Origin of the sequence: Pseudomonas sp. CP4, assembly GCF_047758505.1 — a bacterium.
Taxonomy (GTDB): Bacteria; Pseudomonadota; Gammaproteobacteria; order Pseudomonadales; family Pseudomonadaceae; genus Aquipseudomonas; species Aquipseudomonas fluorescens_AO.
The window spans coordinates 4,352,115-4,370,218 of record NZ_CP180489.1; the positions used below are offsets into that span (position 1 = coordinate 4,352,115).

14 protein-coding genes, 1 pseudogene and 1 riboswitch are annotated in these 18,104 nt (G+C 61.1%); of the genes and pseudogenes, 9 read left to right on the forward strand and 6 right to left on the reverse strand.

The annotated features are described in order from the left end of the window. Nucleotides 1–102 precede the first annotated feature (102 nt). On the reverse strand, nucleotides 103–1,266 hold the full coding sequence (locus ACMYUN_RS19610; RefSeq protein ID WP_174823868.1) for a 1-acyl-sn-glycerol-3-phosphate acyltransferase: 1,164 nt from the start codon (nucleotides 1,264–1,266) through the stop codon (nucleotides 103–105). A gap of 141 nt (nucleotides 1,267–1,407) precedes the next feature. Between ACMYUN_RS19610 and ACMYUN_RS19615 the strand changes: the two genes are divergently transcribed. From ACMYUN_RS19615 to ACMYUN_RS19625, 3 genes are read left to right on the forward strand one after another with little or no spacing between them, the layout of a single operon-like run. Next, nucleotides 1,408–1,590, forward strand: a complete 183-nt coding sequence (locus ACMYUN_RS19615) for a CPXCG motif-containing cysteine-rich protein (protein WP_008045984.1) — start codon at nucleotides 1,408–1,410, stop codon at nucleotides 1,588–1,590. A gap of 9 nt (nucleotides 1,591–1,599) precedes the next feature. Beyond that, nucleotides 1,600–1,860: a putative signal transducing protein gene (locus tag ACMYUN_RS19620; protein WP_039761322.1), complete on the forward strand. Its 261-nt coding sequence runs from the start codon at nucleotides 1,600–1,602 to the stop codon at nucleotides 1,858–1,860. A gap of 35 nt (nucleotides 1,861–1,895) precedes the next feature. Next, on the forward strand, nucleotides 1,896–2,519 hold the full coding sequence (locus ACMYUN_RS19625; RefSeq protein ID WP_039761324.1) for an SOS response-associated peptidase: 624 nt from the start codon (nucleotides 1,896–1,898) through the stop codon (nucleotides 2,517–2,519). 99 nt (nucleotides 2,520–2,618) lie between these two features. Here ACMYUN_RS19625 and ACMYUN_RS19630 read toward each other — a convergent pair whose 3' ends face one another. Beyond that, on the reverse strand, nucleotides 2,619–3,461 hold the full coding sequence (locus ACMYUN_RS19630; protein ID WP_371918396.1) for a methyl-accepting chemotaxis protein: 843 nt from the start codon (nucleotides 3,459–3,461) through the stop codon (nucleotides 2,619–2,621). A 60-nt stretch (nucleotides 3,462–3,521) separates the two neighbouring features. Next, nucleotides 3,522–4,760, reverse strand: a pseudogene (locus tag ACMYUN_RS19635) (methyl-accepting chemotaxis protein); the annotation flags it as partial. 249 nt (nucleotides 4,761–5,009) lie between these two features. Here ACMYUN_RS19635 and ACMYUN_RS19640 point away from each other — a divergent pair. Beyond that, complete coding sequence (locus ACMYUN_RS19640; RefSeq protein WP_415761501.1) at nucleotides 5,010–5,828, forward strand: M48 family metallopeptidase; 819 nt, start codon at nucleotides 5,010–5,012, stop codon at nucleotides 5,826–5,828. 75 nt (nucleotides 5,829–5,903) lie between these two features. On the opposite strand, the gene ACMYUN_RS19645 is transcribed toward ACMYUN_RS19640, so the two are convergent. The 3 genes from ACMYUN_RS19645 to ACMYUN_RS19655 all read right to left on the reverse strand — a co-directional run bounded on the left by ACMYUN_RS19645 (nucleotide 5,904) and on the right by ACMYUN_RS19655 (nucleotide 8,736). Then, the gene (locus ACMYUN_RS19645; RefSeq protein WP_016773243.1) at nucleotides 5,904–6,488 is read right to left on the reverse strand and encodes a TMEM165/GDT1 family protein; all 585 of its coding nucleotides are present in this window, start codon (nucleotides 6,486–6,488) and stop codon (nucleotides 5,904–5,906) included. Between the two features lie 89 nt (nucleotides 6,489–6,577). Further along, a riboswitch (yybP-ykoY riboswitch) is annotated at nucleotides 6,578–6,700 on the reverse strand. 40 nt (nucleotides 6,701–6,740) lie between these two features. Continuing rightward, nucleotides 6,741–7,739, reverse strand: a complete 999-nt coding sequence (locus ACMYUN_RS19650) for a methyltransferase (RefSeq protein ID WP_415761504.1) — start codon at nucleotides 7,737–7,739, stop codon at nucleotides 6,741–6,743. A gap of 31 nt (nucleotides 7,740–7,770) precedes the next feature. Next, nucleotides 7,771–8,736, reverse strand: coding sequence for a 2-hydroxyacid dehydrogenase (locus tag ACMYUN_RS19655; protein ID WP_415761505.1), 966 nt, complete (start codon nucleotides 8,734–8,736; stop codon nucleotides 7,771–7,773). A gap of 241 nt (nucleotides 8,737–8,977) precedes the next feature. Between ACMYUN_RS19655 and ACMYUN_RS19660 the strand changes: the two genes are divergently transcribed. From ACMYUN_RS19660 to ACMYUN_RS19680, 5 genes are all read left to right on the forward strand, one after another. Then, nucleotides 8,978–9,607: a LysE family translocator gene (locus tag ACMYUN_RS19660; protein ID WP_129997663.1), complete on the forward strand. Its 630-nt coding sequence runs from the start codon at nucleotides 8,978–8,980 to the stop codon at nucleotides 9,605–9,607. Nucleotides 9,608–9,807: 200 nt separating this feature from the next. Next, nucleotides 9,808–11,490 (forward strand): fatty acid--CoA ligase, encoded by a 1,683-nt coding sequence (locus ACMYUN_RS19665; protein ID WP_415761507.1) that lies wholly within the window; start codon nucleotides 9,808–9,810, stop codon nucleotides 11,488–11,490. A 337-nt stretch (nucleotides 11,491–11,827) separates the two neighbouring features. Beyond that, entirely contained in the window at nucleotides 11,828–13,717 is a 1,890-nt protein-coding gene (locus tag ACMYUN_RS19670) for a DUF1302 domain-containing protein (RefSeq protein WP_310406004.1), read from the forward strand. Nucleotides 13,718–13,744: 27 nt separating this feature from the next. Next, on the forward strand, nucleotides 13,745–15,109 hold the full coding sequence (locus tag ACMYUN_RS19675) for a DUF1329 domain-containing protein (protein WP_024014265.1): 1,365 nt from the start codon (nucleotides 13,745–13,747) through the stop codon (nucleotides 15,107–15,109). A gap of 175 nt (nucleotides 15,110–15,284) precedes the next feature. Next, complete coding sequence (locus ACMYUN_RS19680) at nucleotides 15,285–18,020, forward strand: LuxR C-terminal-related transcriptional regulator (protein ID WP_415761510.1); 2,736 nt, start codon at nucleotides 15,285–15,287, stop codon at nucleotides 18,018–18,020. Nucleotides 18,021–18,104 lie beyond the last annotated feature (84 nt).

Sequence of the window (18,104 nt, forward strand, 5' to 3'; positions counted from 1 at the left end):
TTATCCCCGTTGGAGTGCGCAGCGCTCCCAAGTTTTTACCTGAGAAAAACAGGGCCTGCTGCGCAGTCCAGCGGGGATAAATCCCCTCGCCACCGCTGTTGCCTACAGCGGCAACCCAGCCTTGACCCGATACTGATTGCGCACCGGCGTCGCATATTGCAGCACCAGGTACGGGCGATGCTCAGCGGGGCAGGCATCCAGTCTGCTTTGCCATTCATCCTGCGCCTTGGCCAGTTCGTCAGCCGGGAACACTTCGGCCGCCTTTGGCACATTCAGTTGCGGGTCGGCATCCGCCCATTGCGCGTACGCCAGGTAATGCACCGGGAACAACCGATAGCCGCCGAGAATCTGCTTGTCCATCTCGATCGCCAATTGCTTGGTGTCTTCAAACACCTCGGTAATCGGCGCGGCGAAGTTCACGTGCACCCGGCCTTTGTAGCCGGTGATGCCCTTGGCAATGCTCACGTCATCCTCGCCCGGCGCCTTGGCGTAGGTGCCGGTGGTAGCGCGGATGTACAGCTCGCGGGCCTTGGCCTGGTCGCACGGGTCGTATTCATAGCTGATCGACACCGGGGTGACGTTCAGCGAGCGGATCACTTCGCCGAACGGCTCGTCCTTGCGGCTCATATGGAACATCTTGAGGATCGCCGACTCGGTACGATCATCGCCATCCTTCGCCCGGCCTTCCGCCTGAGCAATCCAGATCGACGCGCAATCGTTGCGGATCGAGTGGTTGATGTATGCCGATAACAGCTGATACGCAGCCATTTTCTCGCGCCGGCCGGTGATCGAACGGTGGACGATGAAGCTCTTGTTCAAGCGCATCAGGTCACTGACAAACGGCTTTTGCAGCAGGTTGTCGCCAATCGCGATGCGCGGCGTCGGCAGGCCGGCATGGTACACGGCGTAGTTGACGAAGGCCGGGTCCATGACGATATCGCGGTGGTTGGCGATGAACAGGTAGGCGCTGCCGGACTTGAATTGCTCGACACCGGTATAGGTCACGCCGTCGGTGGCGCGCTCGATGGTGTGGTCGACGTAGAACTCGACTTTGTCCTGTAAGGTAGCCACGGAATTCACGTCGGCAAACTCACGACGCAGCCGATGGGCTATAAGAGGTTTGAGCATCCAGCCGAAGGCACCGGCAAAACGCGGGAAGCGGAAGTGGGTGAGGATATCTAGAAACGCCTTGTCGCCGAGCAGCCTTGCCAGTACCGCAGGTACTTCGCTGTCGTCGTAAGGTCGGATGGCATCGAATTCGCCCATCATGCTCTCTTGTTGGAAACGGCTAGGGTAAGTAAAGGGTTTGATCGAAAACCCGCGGGGCATGGTCTGAAAAGTAGTCAGACAAAAATAGCCCTGCAAATAGACCGGCGATTATACGCACAAGTCACTGGGGAGACCGCGATGCTGGAAAATGCAGTGTATGAATGTCCGTATTGCGGTGAGGAAGTCGAGACCACTCTGGATTTGTCCGGTGGGGATCAAACGTATATCGAAGACTGCCAGGTGTGCTGTCGTCCGATCACCTTTGTCCTGCAGGTGCACGAAGAAGAGTGGCATCTTGAAGTCTTCAGCGAAAACGAGTGAGGGCCGCGTATGCAGCGTATCTACGAGCCGGCAAGCCTGATGGAAGGCGAAATGCTCAAGGGCATGCTCGCCAATGAAGGGATCGAAGCGCACTTGATCGGCCGTGATCTGGTCGGCGGCACGGGCGAACTGCCGATTTTCGGACTGCTCGGGTTGTCGGTGGCTAACGATCAGGCCGAATACGCCCGCGAGCTGATCACCGCGTACAATGCCGCGCTGCCACTGCCCGGCGACGAACCGGAAAGCTTCCCCGGGACGCTGGTCTGTTAGGCTGACGTTGGTTTTATTCAGAGTTGTGTTGCCCCATGTGTGGACGTTATGCCCTGTTTCGCTGGAACCGCGATTTCGCGGCCCTGCCAGGTTTTCCCGCCGATCAGCAGGCGCAGTGGAACATTTCCCCCAATGATTCGGTGTTGATGCTGCGTGCCGATGAAGACGGCCAACGCACCTTGGCCCGTGCGCGCTGGGGCCTGACGCCGCCGTGGCTGACCGATCTGTCGAAAACCCCGGCCCATGCCCGCGCCGAAACCGTGGCCGAGCAACCGATGTTTCGTGAGGCGCTGCGTCTGCGTCGCTGCCTGCTGCCGGCCAACGGTTTTTACGAATGGCGCGGCACTCAGCGCAAACGGCCGTACTGGCTGACGCCGGGGGAGGGCTCGTCGTTGTTTTTCGCGGCGATCTGGGAAGCGTATCCGGTGCAGGAGCAGGTCTGGCTGAGCACGGCAGTGATCACTCAGTCTGCGGCGAGCCAGCGGCGGCCATTGATTCTTGATGAGGCGGGGCAGGCGGCATGGCTCGATCCCGAGACGCCGCTGCATGTCTTGCAGGGTTTGCTCGCCAGTGAGCCGGCAGCGCTGCGTGAGCGGGTGCTGGCGAATCTGGTGAATGATCCGAAGTTGAATGGGCCGGAGTGCCTCACCCCGGCTTGATGAGTGATCTGTGCCGGCATATTCGCGAGCAGGCTCGCTCCCACATGTGAATGCAATCCAACTGTGGGAGCGAGCCTGCTCGCGAAGAGGATCTAAAGATCAAACCTTGAACTGATTGATCAACCGCCGCTGCTGCTCGGCCAGTTTGGTCAGCCCGGCGCTCGCCGAACTCGATTCATCCGCACCGCCGGCCACTTCATTCGCCACCTGACCGATGTTGATCACATTGCGGTTGATGTCGTCGGCCACTGCGCTTTGCTCTTCCGCCGCGCTGGCAATCTGCGTGTTCATGTCGTTGATCACCGACACCGCCTGGGTAATGGTCTCCAGCGCTTCGGCCGCTTTCGCCGCGTGTTGCACGCTCTCATCGGTGCGGTTCTGGCTGTCTTCCATCACGCGCACCACGTCGCGGGTGCCTTGCTGCAATTGCTGGATCATCGTCTGAATTTCTTCAGTGGCCTTCTGGGTTTTCTGCGCCAGATTGCGCACTTCATCCGCAACCACGGCAAAACCGCGACCCTGCTCGCCGGCCCGTGCGGCCTCGATTGCGGCGTTCAGTGCCAGCAGGTTGGTCTGTTCGGCGATGCCACGAATGGCGGTAAGAATGGCGTTGATGTTTTCGCTGTCCTTGGCCAGCGTCTGCACCACGTCGACAGCCTTGCCGATTTCCACCGCCAGCACGCCAATTGAATTGGATGTGTCGCGGACGATTTGCATGCCTTGGCTGGCGGCCTGATCGGCGTGGCTTGCCGCTTGCGCCGCCTGGGTGGCGTTGCGTGCCACGTCCTGGGCGGTGGCTGTCATTTCCTGCACCGCAGTCGCTACCTGATCGATCTCGGCCATTTGTTTCTGCACGCCGATGTTGGTGCGGATGGCGATGTCAGCGGTGTGTTCCGAGGAATCGCTGACGCTCTGCACCGAGGTCACCACCTGGGTGATCATCGCCTGCAACTTGGCGAGGAAGGTGTTGAAGCCCTTGGCAATCGAGCCCAGTTCATCGCTGCGGTCACTGCTCAAACGCCGGGTCAGGTCGCCTTCGCCCTGAGCGATGTCATCGAGCATGGCGACCATTTGCTTGAGTGGCCGCGCGATGCCGTGGCCCACCAGCCAGATCACCAGCAGGCCGATGCCGGCGATGACCAGGCCGACCATGGCCATGCCGAAGGTGTCGGATTTGCGCTGGGCATCAAGATCGGCCTGGAGGTTTTGCAGATCGGCCATGACGGCGTTGAGCGGCAATTGCAGCATCAGCGTCCAGCGTGCGTCGGTCTGGCCGATGCCGAACGGCAGGTACAACTCGATGCGGCCCTTGGCCTGATTGACCGAATAAGTCACCTCGTCGCGCTTGAGATTGGCCAGGTTGCTGGTCTGTTCGGCGTCGAGGATGTCGCTGACTTTTTCGCCGAATTTGCTCGAATCCTTGGTGTAGGCAACGATCCCCCCATTGCCGCCGACCAGGGCCATTTCGCCGGCACCGCTGTAAAGCTTCTGGTTGGCGGCGAGGAGCATGTCCTGAATGAAGTTCACCGAGAGGTCGGCGCCGACGATGCCCTGAAACGCGCCGTTGACCATGATCGGTTCGATGAACGAGGCGAGCATGACGATCTTGTCGCCGACCTTGTACGGTGCCGGGTCGATCACACAAGGTCTCTTCGTCTCTTTCGAGCACAGGTAGTACTCGCTGGCGCGCACCCCGGTGGACAGGGTTTTCTGATCGTCGACATCGGCCAGTTTGTCCACGCCCAGGCTGCCGTCGGTATTGCGGAACCACCAGGGCAAAAAGCGCCCGTTGGCAGGATCGATACCGACCACAGAGCTGCCGACGTAAGCCGCGTCATTGTGGTCCAGCGCGTTTTTTTCCCAGCCGATGTAGGTGCCGAGAATCTTCGGGTTTTTTTCGACGTTTTCCTTGATCAGGCTGATCAGTTGCTCGCGGCTAACGCTCAGGCGCGGCTGGCCGTCCGCGCCGTTTGTGCCGAGCAGGGCGTTGACGCGCACCAGACCGCCGGCAATTAGCAGCGGCGCTTCGAGTTCGCGCTGGATCTGGCTGACCTGCGTCTGCGCCAGCGAAGTCAGGCGTTGTTCGATGACTTGCTCGAACTGCGCCTGGGTGCGCTGTTGCACCATCTCTTGAGTGCGAGCGCCGGAGAACAGCGCATACAGCACCAGCGCCGCGACCACGCTGAGAACGATGGCGCCGGCCAGGGCGGCGACGGAAAACTGGATCGACTTGAACTTCATGGGAGCTCCGCACGCAAGAGGACTATCTGCGAGGGATTTATCGGCGGGGTGTGCGGGGCCATGAGAGACGTTGGTCGGAATCGCCGCACGATGTCGCTGATGGATCGGTGCACGGCGGATTCAATGCGCGTTGAGGAATTTCCAGCCAGTCTTGCGGCCTTAGGTGAATGTGCGCGCAATGTGCTTTGTATCTGGCGCCAATACAATTAGCCGCCTAGGATACGCCTCAGGTTTTCAGGGAGCTTTTGAATGAACAAGACATTGGTTACAAGTGCACTGAGCGCAGCGCTGTTGCTGGCCGGTTGTCAGTCGGTCAACACCACCAGCGGCGGCGCTGTGGGCGTGGAGCGCAAGCAGTACATGTTCAGCATGCTGTCCTCGCAAGAGGTCGACCAGATGTACGCTCAGTCGTATCAGAAGACTGTCGGCGAGGCGTCGAGCAAGGGTGTGCTGGACAAGACCAGCTCGGAAGCCAAGCGCGTGCAGACCATCGCCAACCGCTTGATCGCCCAGGCCCCGACCTTCCGCCCGGACGCGGCGCAGTGGCAATGGGAAGTCAATCTGATCAAGAGCGATGAGCTCAACGCCAACTGCGGTCCCGGCGGCAAGATCATTTTCTATACCGGGCTGATCGACAGCCTGAAACTCACCGACGACGAAATCGCTGCGGTCATGGGCCATGAAATCGCCCACGCCCTGCGCGAGCACGGTCGTGAAGCGATGTCCAAGGCCTATGGTATGGAAATGGCCAAGCAGGGCGCCGGTGCCTTGTTCGGCTTGGGTCAGGACAGCCTGGCGCTGGCCGACACCGTGGCCAACTACGGCATGACCTTGCCCAACAGCCGCGCCAACGAAAACGAAGCCGACCTGATCGGCCTGGAACTGGCCGCCCGCGCTGGCTACAACCCGAACGCGGCGATCACTCTGTGGGACAAGATGAGCAAGGCTTCCGAAGGCGCGCCGCCGGAATTCATGAGCACTCACCCGGCATCCAGCAGCCGCATTGCTGCGTTGCAGGCAGCGATTCCGAAAGTGATGCCGCTCTACGAAAAAGCGCCGAAGTCCTGAATAGAGCAGTTACAAGCTTCAAGCGGCAAGCTACAAGTCAAAGCAGACTCGCTGGGCTTGCAGCTTGCAGCTGCTTCAAACCCAACCGCTGCTCTGCATCGCTTTATAAACCGCAACAATCGCCAGAATCATGAACGCCGAAGCCGCGAGGCGGCGGATCAGGGTCAGCGGCAGTTTCTCTGCGGCAAAATTGCCCGCCAGTACCACCGGCACGTTGGCAATCAGCATGCCGACGGTTGTGCCGATAATCACCAGCCACAGTTCCGGGTATTGCGCGGCGAGCATCACTGTGGCGATCTGCGTCTTGTCACCGATTTCCGCGAGGAAGAACGCGATGAGCGTGGTCAGGAACGGCCCGAACTTGCGCGCCGTGCTGGCTTCGTCGTCATCCATTTTGTCCGGGACCAGAGTCCACAGCGCCGTGGCGGCGAAGCTGGCGGCGAGAATCCAATGCAGGACGGCGTCGGAGAAAAAACTGCCGAACCAGGCACCTACCGCACCGGCTGCTGCGTGGTTGGCCAGGGTCGCGGCGACAATCCCGGCAATGATCGGCCAGGGTTTGCGAAAGCGAGCGGCGAGTATCAGCGCGAGCAGTTGCGTCTTGTCGCCGATTTCGGCCAAGGCAACGATTGCGGTGGGAACGAGTAACGAGTCCAGCATCAGGGATTTCCTAAGGGGCGGGTCGACACGGCTATGACACGTACAGCCTTCCCGCCCCGGGTAAGGTGTGCGTGTCATAGGTCTTGTCAAACCCTGCGATCCGTCTGGTGCGGACGCTTGGGTCGCATACGCCATGATCTGAGGATCAAGTATGTTGACGTATGCCGGACGAGCATGGCGCTCGTGGGAGACTACTCCCCTAGGACGGAGCGGATTCTGCCTAGGCAAATCCGATTGGGCAAGAACAAATTTTCAACCGCGCTTGGCCCGGTAAATCCGGAAGCCGTTGCCTTCGGCTTTGATCGCACACACGCCTAGGTGCTCCTCGATCAGCGGCTGATACTTGAGGAAGCTGTTCGCCACAAGGCGCAGTTCGCCACCGTTTTTCAGATGTTTCGCCGCTTTTCGCAGCAAATTCTCCGTAGCGAAATAATCGGTATGCACGCCGACATGGAAAGGCGGATTGCTCAGAATCGCGCTCAAACCCATCGGTGCGGCATCGATGCCATCGCCGGTCAGTACTTCCGCTTCCAGGCCGTTGGCAGCAAGGGTCAGGCGGCTGCTGGCGGCAGCGAATGCGTCGACATCGAGCAAGGTCACCTGGTTGTGCGGATAGCGACGTTTCACCGCAGCCCCGAGCACGCCGGCACCGCAACCGAAATCGAGCAGATGGCCGCTCGGCAGTTTGTCCAGATGCTCCAGCAGCAGGGCGCTGCCGCGATCCAGGCGACCGTGGCTGAACACGCCTGGTAGGCTGATGACTTTCATCGGTCCTTCGGCCAGCGGCAGTTCGTACGTATGCGCCAGGCTTTCCAGCGATTTCGCTTCAGGCGCATTGGCCACGGTGACTTGCCAGAGCTGACAGTGGCGAGCGCTGTCGAGTTTGCGCGGCTTGCCGAACGGGTTGAGCTGTTTCGACGCGCCTTCGATGCCGCTGCGTTTTTCCCCGACCAGAAACACCTCGCGCCCGGCCAGACGCGACGCCACGGCGTTGAGGATGTAATCGGTGAGGTCCTTGGACTTGGGCAGGAACACCACAGCGCTGTCGAACTCGCGCTCCGGGACATTCACGCCGAACTGGCTGCGGCCCTCGAAACGCGCGTCCAGTGCGGCTTGGTCGCCAGCGTGCCAGCACCAGCCGAACGCATTCGGCAGACGCCCGAGCAAATCATCGGCGGGCAGGCCGGCCAACAGCAGCGAACCCTGGAATAACTCGGCCTGACGAAGCAGTACTTCACTGCGCGGATCCATAACTGCTCCTTGAAAAAAGTGCCGCAGTTTATCAACTGACGACCCGCAGCGCCTCACCGCTGAAAAACGCTTCGGCGTTTTCGCTCAGTTGGGCGACGATACGCTGGCGCGCCTCGCGGCTGCCCCAGGCATTGTGCGGGGTGACGATCAGGCGCGGGATATCGGCCGCAAGTAGCGGATTGCCTTGGGTCGGTGGCTCGACACTCAACACATCGGTCGCCGCGCCGCCGAGGTGGCCGATACGCAGAGCGTCGGCCAACGCCTGCTCATCGATCAGGCCGCCGCGAGCGGTATTGACCACAAATGCGCCGGGCTTCATTGAGGCCAATTCGCGGGCACCGATGAAATGCCGGGTGTGCTCGTTGAGCGGGCAATGCAGGGTCAGCGCGTCGATCTGCGGCAGCAGTTCATTCAGCCGCAAACGATCCGGCCGCGCCGGGCGCCCGGGAATCTGCCCGAGCAACACGCGCATGCCGAACGCCTCGGCCAGTCGCGCCACGGCGCCACCGAGCTCGCCATGGCCGAGCAGGCCAAGGGTTTTGCCTTGCAGTTCGACGATCGGGTAATCGAGCAGGCAGAACTGCTTCGCCTGGTGCCAGCGGCCTTCGCCCACAGCTTTCTGATAGTCGGCCAGGCGCGTGGCGAGGTTGAGCAACAGCATGATCGTGTGTTGCGCCACCGACGGCGTGCCGTAAGCCTGGCAATTGCACACGGTGATGCCGTGGGCGCGGGCGGCAGTGAGGTCGACATTGTTGGTGCCGGTGGCGCTGATCAGGATCAGTTTCAGTTGCGGGTTGGCAGCCATCGCGGCCGCGTCGATCACGACTTTGTTGGTGATCGCCACACTGGCGCCGTGCAGGCGTTCGCTGACCTGTTCCGGCAAAGTCTGGGCGAACAGCTGCAAGTCGCTGAAGCATTCGCGCAACGGACCGAGGTCCAGATCGCCTAGATCCAGCGAAGGATGATCAAGGAATACCGCGCGGCGCGTGTTCGTCATCAACTGTACCTTTTGTGCTGTGAGCGGAGGGCGTACTCTGCCGAGCCTACCAGATGAAACAATTGGTTACTCAGCCCTGAAGTAGTGCCGTCTCGTGTGGGAGCGGGCTTGCTCGCGAAGGCGGTGTGTCAGTCAATGCAAAGGTTGAATGGGACACCGCATTCGCGAGCAAGCCCGCTCCCACAAAAGTTGCGTCTACAGCATGGCAACGATGTGATCGATCAATCCAAGAGGAGCCCCCATGTACTGGACCGAGTTCTTGACCGTTGCCCTGATCCACTTGCTCGCCGTCGCCAGTCCCGGCCCGGACTTTGCCGTGGTCGTGCGCGAGAGCGTGACCCATGGGCGTCGCGCCGGCACCTGGACCGCGCTGGGCGTGGGCACGGCGATTTTCCTGCATGTCGGCTATTCGTTGCTCGGCATCGGTCTGATCGTCTCGCAGTCGATTGTGCTGTTCAATGCGTTGAAGTGGGCGGCAGCTGCTTACTTGCTGTACATCGGCTTCAAGGCCTTGCGCGCGCAACCGGCGAAAACCGTCACCGATGACTTGCACAAGGAAGCCGGCGTGCGAACTGCGCGGGGTGCGTTCACCTCGGGCTTCGTCACCAACGGCCTGAACCCGAAAGCCACGCTGTTTTTCCTCTCGCTGTTCACCGTGGTGATCAACCCGCACACGCCGCTGGCCGTGCAGGCCGGTTATGGCGTGTACCTGGCGCTGGCAACGGCGATCTGGTTCTGCCTGGTGGCGATGCTGTTCAGCCAGCAACGCGTGCGCGCCGGCTTCGCCCGCATGGGCCACTGGTTCGACCGCACCATGGGCGCGGTGCTGATTGCTCTCGGCGTGAAAATCGCGTTCACCGAGATGCATTGAGAACTGGAACACATCAATCCCTGTGGGAGCGAGCCTGCTCGCACAGGTCGTGTTTTCTTCAACTTCGGCCCGAAATGCTGGCGCAAAGCTAGCATTTGTACGGCTCTGCAAATCATTCCTTTGGCTGATTTGACTGTCATGCAGGCGCACTAGAGTACGAATCTCTCCGCCAACACCGTGCAGTCAGAAAAGGGATTCTTATGTTGCAGACTCGGGTCATTCCGCCGGCCGATGGGGCCTACCAGTATCCATTGCTGATCAAACGGCTGCTGATGTCCGGCGCCCGTTACGAGAAAACCCGCGAAATCATCTACCGCGACCAGTTGCGCTACAGTTATCCGACCCTGATCGAACGCGTCGCGCGGCTGGCCAATGTGCTGACGACTGCCGGGGTCAAGGCCGGTGACACCGTGGCGGTGATGGACTGGGACAGCCACCGTTACCTGGAATGCATGTTCGCCATTCCGATGATCGGCGCGGTGATTCACACCATCAACGTGCGCCTGTCGCCCGAGCAGATCCTCTACACCATGAACCATGCCGAGGACCGCTTCGTGCTGGTCAACAGCGACTTCGTCGGTCTGTACCAGGCCATCGCGCCGCAGCTGACCACGGTCGAGAAAACCCTGCTGCTGACCGATCTCCCGGAGAAAACCGCAGAGCTGCCGAACCTTGTCGGCGAATACGAGCAACTGCTGGCCGCTGCGAGTGCGCAATACGATTTCCAGGACTTCGACGAAAACTCGGTGGCCACCACGTTCTACACCACCGGCACCACGGGCAATCCGAAAGGCGTGTATTTCACCCATCGGCAACTGGTGCTGCACACCATCGGCGTGGCGACGATCATGGGTTCGATCGACAGCGTGCGGCTGCTCGGCACCAACGATGTGTACATGCCGATCACACCGATGTTCCACGTCCACGCCTGGGGGTTGCCGTACGTGGCGACCATGCTCGGGCTCAAGCAGGTTTATCCGGGGCGCTACGACCCGGAGTATCTGGTGGAGTTGTGGCGCAAGGAGAAGGTCACCTTTTCCCATTGCGTGCCGACCATCCTGCAGATGCTGCTCAACGCCAAGGCCGCGCAGGGTGCCGACTTCGGCGGCTGGAAGATCGTCATCGGCGGCAGCGCACTCAATCGCAGCCTCTATGAAAACGCCAAGGCCCGTGGCATTCAGCTGACGGCCGCGTACGGCATGTCGGAAACCGGGCCGCTGGTGTCCTGCGCGCACCTCAACGACGAACTGATGGCCGGCAGCGAAGACGAGCGCACCACTTACCGGATCAAGGCCGGTGTGCCGGGGCCGTTGGTCGAAGCGGCGATTGTCGACGGCGAGGGCAACTTCCTTCCGGCCGACGGCGAAACCCAGGGCGAACTGGTGCTGCGCGCGCCGTGGCTGACCGAAGGTTATTTCAACGAACCGCAGAAGGGCGCCGAGCTCTGGGCCGGCGGCTGGCTGCACACCGGCGATGTCGCCACGCTCGACAGCATGGGCGTGATCGACATCCGTGATCGCATCAAGGACGTGATCAAGACCGGCGGCGAGTGGATCTCCTCCCTCGACCTTGAAGACCTCATCAGCCGTCACGCGGCGGTACGCGAAGTAGCAGTGGTGGGCATCGCCGATCCCCAGTGGGGCGAGCGCCCGTTTGCCTTGCTGGTGGTGCGCGAAGGGCAGGTGATTGGTGCACGCGAGCTCAAGGAACACCTCAAGCCGTTCGTCGAGCTGGGGCACCTGAGCAAGTGGGCGATTCCCAGTCAGATCGCCCTTGTTACCGAAATTCCCAAGACCAGTGTCGGCAAGCTCGACAAGAAGCGCATCCGCCTCGACATCACTGAATGGCAGGCCAACAACAGCACCTTCCTTTCGACACTTTGAGTGTCTGCTGGCGCGCCGAAACCGGCGCGCCAGACCCACCAAGCAAGCGCTTGGCTTGTGAAATCGAAAAAATCAGCCATCCTTGCCGTGCCGACGTGTGTCGGACTGGCGAAAGGACTGTTCCAGAGTGGTTGGCGGCTGCAAATCACACTTTAGAGGGATCAAGCACTACCACCCGCTGGCTATAGTCCGCTCAAGGACTTTTTGAAAACGGAGCACACGCACTGATCGGGGCGAGCAACTTTGGAACGATTTCGGGCAGCCCTGGCGCCCGGTCCTCCACAGCGTTTTTAAAAGTACTCACTGCCATAACAATAATGCACATGGAGTAGCGTCGATGACCTCAGTAAACCAGTTCTGGCGCCGGGCGAAACTGCCTCTGGCGGTCAGTCTTGCCTCCTCGCTCGCCGGGCCTGCATTCGGCGTCAGTTTCAACGTCGGTGAAATCGAAGGCCAGTTCGACTCGTCCCTGTCGATCGGCGCCAGTTGGTCTACTCAGAGCCCGAACAAGAACCTTATCGGCGTCAACAACGGCGGCCGTGGCCTGTCGCAGACTTCCGATGACGGTCACGCCAACTTCAAGAGCGGCGAGACCTTCTCGAAGATCTTCAAGGGTATCCATGACCTTGAATTGAAATACGGCGACACCGGCGTGTTCGTCCGTGGCAAGTACTGGTACGACTTCGAACTGAAGGACGAGAGCCGCCAGTTCAAGGACATCAGCGACAGCAACCGCAAAGAGGGCGCCAAGTCCTCCGGCGGACAGATCCTCGACGCCTTCGTCTACCACAACTACGCGATTGCCGATCAGCCAGGTTCCGTGCGTCTGGGCAAGCAGGTAGTGAGCTGGGGTGAAAGTACCTTCATCGGCGGCGGCATCAACTCGATCAACCCGATCGACGTCTCCGCGTTCCGTCGTCCGGGCGCCGAGATCAAGGAAGGCCTGATTCCGGTCAACATGTTCTACGTGTCCCAGAGCCTTACCGATAACCTCTCGGCCGAAGCGTTCTACCAACTGGAATGGGACCAGACCGTCGTCGACAACTGCGGCACCTTCTTCTCCCAGCCGGACATCGTAGCCGACGGTTGCGACAGCAATCTGCGCGTACTGAACAAGCGTTCGCAGATTCCGGCGATCGCTTTGGGGCCGTTGGCCGCCAACGGTGTCAACGTCGACGAAGAGGGCGTGCTGGTGCGCCGTGGGCCGGACCGTGACGCGCGCGACAGCGGTCAGTGGGGCGCGTCCCTCAAATACATGTTCGAGCCACTCGACACCGAGTTCGGCGCCTACTTCATGAACTATCACAGCCGTGCGCCGATCTTCAGCGCCACCGGTGCACCGCAATCGGTGTACAACACCGCCGCCGGTCTGCCAGGGCCGTTTGCCGCGCTCGCACCACTGCTGGTCGCGGGCAACTCGAACTACTTCATCGAATACCCGGAAGACATTCGTCTCTACGGTCTGAGCTTCTCCACCACCCTGCCTACCGGTACGGCGTGGAGCGGTGAGATCAGCTACCGTCCGAACGCGCCGGTACAACTGAATTCCACCGACATCCTGTTTGCCGGCGTACGCCCATTGGGCGGCGCGCTGACCAACGCTTCGCTGCTCACTGGCGTGCCAGGCCAGGACCTGCATGGTTACGAGCGCAAGGAAATCACCCAACTGCAAACGACCTTCACGCACTTCTTCGATCAGGTCATGGGCGCCAGCCGTCTGACCCTCGTCGGTGAAGTCGGCGCGACCTACGTCGGTGGCCTGGAAAGCCGTTCCGACAAGCGTTATGGCCGCGATCCGGTCTACGGCCCGGGCGAGTTGCCAGCCACCGGTGGGATCAATACCTGCGCCAACATCCTCAACAACAGCACCATCAACGGCGCCGGCCCGGGTTCGCCTCAGAACAACCGCAGCCGCAATTGCGACAACGATGGTTTTACCACTTCGATGTCGTGGGGCTACCGTGGCCGGGCAATCTGGGAATACAACGACGTGTTTGCCGGCGTGAACCTCAAGCCGAACGTGGCCTGGTCCCACGACGTCAGCGGTTACTCGCCAGGCCCTGGCGGCAACTTCGAGGAAGGTCGCAAAGCGGTCAGCCTGGGCGTCGATGCCGAATACCAGAACACCTACACCGCGAGCCTGGCCTACACCAATTTCTTCGACGGCAAGTACACCACCGTGGATGACCGCGACTTCGTGGCGCTCAGCTTCGGCGTGAACTTCTAAGCACTGCATTTCAGGACGAACGAATTTATGAAAATAACAAAGAGTCTGTTCCACGCCGGTGTTCTGGGCCTGTCGCTGCTGGCGACCAGCGTCATGGCGGCGGTGCCTGCTGCCGAAGCGGATAAGCTGGGCAAAAGCCTGACGCCGATGGGCGCAGAAATGGCCGGTAATGCCGACGGCTCGATCCCAGCCTGGAAACCACTGCCGAAAAACGCCGGCAGCGTCGACAGCAAGGGCTTCCTGTCCAACCCTTACGCCAGTGAGCAGCCGCTGTTCACCATCACCGCCAAGGATGTCGACAAGTACAAGGACAAGCTTGCCCCGGGCCAGTACGCGATGTTCAAGCGCTACCCGGAAACCTTCAAGATGCCGGTCTATCCGTCCCATCGCGGCGCCACCGTGCCGGATGACGTATTCGCCGCCATCAAGAAGAACGCCACCAGCACCAACCTGGTGTCCGGCGGCAACGGCCTGGAAAACTTCGATACCGCCGTGCCGTTCCCGATTCCTAAAACCGGCGTGGAAGTGATCTGGAACCACATCACCCGCTATCGCGGTGGCAGCGTGACCCGTCTGGTGACCCAGGCCACGCCGCAACCGAACGGCTCGTACAGCCTGGTGTACTTCCAGGACCAGTTTGTGTTCCGCGACAAGATGAAGGATTACGATCCGGCGAACCCGGGCAACATCCTGTTCTACTTCAAGCAGAAAGTGACCGCGCCGGCGCGTCTGGCCGGTGGGGTACTGCTGGTGCACGAGACGCTCGATCAGGTCAAGGAGCCGCGTTCGGCGTGGGTTTACAACGCCGGTCAGCGCCGTGTGCGCCGTGCACCGCAAGTGTCGTATGACGGCCCGGGTACTGCCGCCGACGGCCTGCGTACCTCGGACAACCTCGACATGTACAACGGTGCGCCGGATCGTTACGACTGGAAGCTCGAAGGCAAGAAAGAGATGTACATCGCCTCTGACAGCTACAAGCTCGACGATCCGAAACTGAAGTACTCGGACATCATCAAGGCCGGCCACATCAACCAGGACCTGGCTCGCTACGAGCTGCGCCGCGTCTGGCACGTGGTCGCGACCCTGAAGGAAGGCCAGCGCCACATCTACGCCAAGCGTGACTTCTACATCGACGAGGACACCTGGCAGGCAGCGGTCATCGACCACTACGACGGTCGTGGTCAACTGTGGCGCGTAGCCGAGGCGCATGCCGAGAACTACTACGACAAGCAAGTGCCGTGGTACGCCCTCGAAACTCTCTACGACCTGCAGTCCGGCCGCTATCTGGCACTGGGCATGAAGAACGAAGAGAAGCAGGCCTATGACTTCGGCTTCACCGCCACCACCAGCGACTTCACCCCGGCCGCTCTGCGTCAGGATGGTGTTCGCTAAACCTGGGTAAACCCGAGGCCGCATCCTCGTGAAAACGCCCCGACCGGTTCGGGGCGTTTTTGTGTCTGTAGCCTTTTTGTAGCCATTTGTAGCAGCGACCTTCATTACCTCTTCGTTTAAGGCTAGGCTGCGGACATCTGCAACGCCGCCAATCGCCTTCGAACAAGAGCCGGCCATGACTGATCTGTCCCCACTTCCGGGTCCCGCAAGCATCACCGTCGCAGCACTGGACGGGCGTTTTTTCCGCCCGCCGCTGCCTGATGGCTATGTCTTGCGGCCGCGTTTGTGCCAGCGTCTGCAGGCCGGGCTCGGTGGTCGGTTGCTGCTGGTCAGCGCCCCGGCCGGGTTCGGCAAGAGCTCGCTGGCCGTGGAGTTCTGTCAGAGCCTGCCGGCGCACTGGCAAAGTCTCTGGTTGGGCTTGAGTCCACGGGACAGCGATCCCGGACGTTTTCTTGAGCGCTTGCTTGAAGGTCTCCAAGACTATTTTCCAGCCTTGGGCGCCGGTGCTCTTGGCCTGCTGAAAATGCGTCAGCGTCATCAGCCGTTTGCTTTTGAAGAATGGCTTGACGGTCTGCTCGATGAGCTGGCGCTGCACCTCGATCCTGCCGCGCCGCTGCTGCTGGTCCTCGACGATTACCACCTCGCCCAAGGGCCGGTGGTGGATCGTTGCCTGCAATTTTTCCTCAATCATTTGCCCGATGGCTTGCTGGTGATGGTCACCAGCCGCCAGCGCCCGGACTGGCATCTGGCGCGTCTGCGCCTGTCGCGGCAGTTGCTCGAACTGCACGAACAGGATTTGCGCCTGACCCACGACGAAGCGCTGACCTTGCTCGATCGCCACAGCAGCTCACTGCGCGGCGAGGCACTGGAGAGCCTGATCCAGCGCAGTGAAGGCTGGGTTGCCGGCCTGCGCTTCTGGCTGCTGGCGGTGGCCGAGGCGGGCAACGATGCCGCGCTGCCGCAAGCACTGAACGGCGGGGAAGGGCTGATCCGCGATTATCTGCTCGAAGAAGTCATCGATTGCCTGCCGGCCGAAGTGCAATCGTTTCTCTACGAAACCGCTCCGCAGGAACGCTTTTGCAGCGAGCTGTGCGATGCGGTCCGCGAAGCCCATGACAGCGCCGAGATCCTGCGCTTTCTGCTCGCCCACCAAGTGTTTCTGGTGCCGCTGGACGAGCACGGCCACTGGTATCGCTATCACCATTTGTTCTCTGACTTGCTGCGCAGCCGGCCAATTGCCCGGGCGATGGTGCCCAACGCCACCCTGCATTTGCGCGCCTGCCGCTGGTTCAATGCGCAAGGCCTGCTCGACGAAGCGGTTGAGCAGGCCTTGCGTGCCGGGCATCTCGATGTTGCGGCGAATCTGGTACAGAACCTGTCCGAAGAGCAACTGCTCGCCGAACAGAACGTCGGCATGCTGCTGCGCTGGAAAATGGACTTGCCCGACAGCCTGCTGATTAGCACGCCACGGCTGATCGTGCTCTATAGCTGGGCGCTGGGGCTGGCCTGTCAGCTCGATGCCGCCGAAGAACTGGCCAGCCATTTGAGCCGCTTCCTGCCGGCACCTTCGGCCACTGCGCAGAAGTCGATGCTGGCGCAGTGGCTGGCGTTGAGCGGGATCATCGCTCGCGGGCGCGGCCATCGCGAACTGACCCTGCGCTATTGCGGCGAGGCGCTGGAGAGCCTGCCGGCCAAGCGTTACGGCCAGCGGCTGATGTGCCTGTCGACCTTGTCCAATCTGGCGATCGCCGACGGCGATCTGTGGCGCGCCCGCGGCCTGAATCGCGAATCCCTCGAGCTGGCGCAACGCGTCGGCAATCCATTATTCGAAGCACTGGCGCATTACGACAGGGCGCGGGTTCTGCAATCGCGGGGCGAGATTCTGCGTGCGCTGGATGAAGTGCATCAGGGGCTGGAGCGCTTGCGCGGTCTGTCGCCGCAACGCCTGTACGCCGTGCGCGCACGGTTGACGCTCTATGAAGGCTTTCTGCTGGCAATGCGTTTGCAGCCGCAGGCCGCACGCATGCGTCTGCTGGCCGGCATCGGCGAGGCGCGCGCCTGTCGCGACATCAGCGTGCTGATCGGTCACTGCGTGATCGCCCGCCTGGACGGCGCCTGTGGCGAGTTCGCCAAGGCCTTCGCCGAACTCGCCGAAGCCGAACGCCTGATGCACATCTGGGACGTGCCGCCGATCTACTATCTGGCGATGATCACGCTGGTCAAATGCGAACTGTGGCTGGCGCAGGGGCGCACCGATCTGGCCGAAGCCTGGTTGGCGCGACTGGGGCAAACCTACACCGGTGAACGCGCCGCGGCACCGCCGGAATTCCATCCGCAATTGCCGTTGCACGTCGAATTGCAGCAGGCACTGCTCGACATGATTCAAGGGCAGCCGATGCTTGCCGAAGGACGTTTGAACGTGTTGCATGAAAACGGCCAGCAGACCGGTCGGCAATTGCTCAGCGTGATGGCGTTGACGCAGAAGGTGGCGCTCTTGTTGTCGAGTGGACGCGAGCCCGAAGCACGCAAAACCTTGAATTTCGCGCTGGAAGCTGCTTCCGGCGGTGTCTTCCAACCCTTCGATGCGCTACTGAAAAACCATACCGACTGGTTGCGTGGGCAATTGCAGGCGCTTGCCTGCAACGCCGTCAGCCAGCAATTGCTCACACATGTCCCAACAGCCGCGCCGCGACCGAGCATAGAAAACTCAACTGCCGATCAGCTCAGCAGCCGTGAATTGGCGGTGCTGCGCCTGATTGCTCAGGGCTGTTCCAATCAGGAGATCAGCGAGCAATTGTTCATTTCCCTGCACACCGTGAAAACCCACGCCAGCCACATCAATAGCAAACTGGGCGTCGAGCGGCGTACCCAGGCAGTGGCGCGCGCCAAGGAACTGGGATTGCTCTATTGAGATCGCGCCATGACCCGGCAGAAAAACAAACGCCCCGAACCAGTCGGGGCGTTTGTTTTCAGTTCACCGGCCGGGGTTGCTGGC